2 protein-coding genes are annotated in these 1,393 nt (G+C 63.7%); one reads left to right on the top strand and one right to left on the bottom strand.

The genetic code is table 11. The annotated features are described in order from the left end of the window. On the bottom strand, positions 1–401 hold a 401-nt coding region (locus NP777_RS46825; RefSeq protein WP_308405425.1), incomplete at its 3' end, for a winged helix-turn-helix transcriptional regulator. Positions 402–443: 42 nt separating this feature from the next. Here NP777_RS46825 and NP777_RS46820 point away from each other — a divergent pair. After that, a complete protein-coding gene (locus NP777_RS46820) occupies positions 444–1,295 on the top strand; it encodes an enoyl-CoA hydratase/isomerase family protein (protein WP_256656310.1) in 852 nt (283 codons plus the stop codon). The last annotated feature ends 98 nt before the right edge of the window (positions 1,296–1,393 follow it).

Here is a 1,393-nt window from a genome sequence, read left to right as displayed (position 1 = left end):
TGAAGGGTGTCCGCGCCTTTGTCAAATGCATCCCTGTGTCGTTCGACTTCAGGGAGGTGGTCGGCGGTCCAGGCGCGCAGGATCGAGAAGGGCTCCTCAAGCGTGCGACCCAGCGGCGTGATCCGGTACTCCACAGCAACGGGGCGTTGCGTCAGTACCAGGCGCTCGACGAGGCCGTTGCGTTCCAACCGTCGCAGTGCCTGCGTCAGCGATTTTTGAGTGACCCCATCGAGCTCTCTCTTGAGCTCGTTGAAGCGTCGCGGCTGCTGGCACAACGCGGCCAGCAGCAGGTGACCCCACTTGTCCAGCAGCTGATCCAGGAGCTCGCGCTGCGGGCCGACGATGGTCTCGTGACCGGCCCGATCTTCGCGGATACCAGGTTGCGTTGAAGTGCCTTTCATGTGCCAGGTATACCAGAGATACCGTCAACCCAAAGGAATCTCATGACCGAACAGTCCCTGCCCAGCCTCAATCTCAAGCGCCAGGACGGAGTGCTATGGGTCTCGATTAATGTTCCGCCCGTCAACCTGATGACGGCTCAGCTCATGCTCGACCTGGACGCCGTCGCTGCGGCGGCTGAGAATGATCCCGATCTGCACGTCATCGTGGTCCAGAGCACCAATCCGGAGTTCTTCTTGGCACACGGCGACCTGTCATTCGTGGAGGACCCCGCGACCTACGCTGCCCTCCCGATCGCAGAGGAGACGCTTGTCGGGACGGGCCCGATGATGCGGCTTCATGAACGCTGGCGGCGTCTGCCTCAGACCACCATTGCCAAAGTCGCGGGACTCGCCCGTGGCGGTGGATCCGAGCTGGTCTCCAGTCTGGATCTGCGATTCGCGGCCCTCGAGACTGCGGCGTTCGGCCAGTTCGAGACACTGATCGGCATCGTCCCTGGAGCCGGTGCAACTGCCCACCTACCCCGCCTCGTGGGTCGCGCTCGCGCTCTCGAGATCGTGCTGACAGGCGGGCTTGTCGACGCGGCGACTGCCGAGCGGTGGGGATGGGTGAACCGAGCTCTGCCCGCCGCAGAACTGGACGAATATGTTGAGTGGGTCGCACTGACCATCGCGGCTCTGCCCGACGGTGTCCGCGCCGCGGCTACCGAAGCAATCGACGCGGTCGACGGCACGCTTGAGGACGCACTGCGCGCGGAAAACCGCCTGCTCGGCGAAACGTTCACCCCCGCGTCTGGAGAGCTTGCCCGGGCAGCACTCGCGGCCGGGGTTCACACGCGCGAGGTGGAGTTGGACATCGAAGAGGTACTGCGCGCGAACCTCGTCCGACATTCGTAACGAGTCGCCCTGCACGGGTGGAGTGCAGAAGTTGTCCATTCGGTCCGTTTGGTAATTCGGGTCGAATGACCGTACGGGCCGCTTCCAACTCTGTGGAG

The sequence above is a fragment of the Streptomyces rugosispiralis genome (assembly GCF_024505145.1).
In the GTDB taxonomy this organism is placed as follows: domain Bacteria; phylum Actinomycetota; class Actinomycetes; order Streptomycetales; family Streptomycetaceae; genus Streptomyces; species Streptomyces rugosispiralis.
Note: the sequence above shows the minus strand (reverse complement) of the source record. Positions and strands in the feature narration are given on the sequence as shown.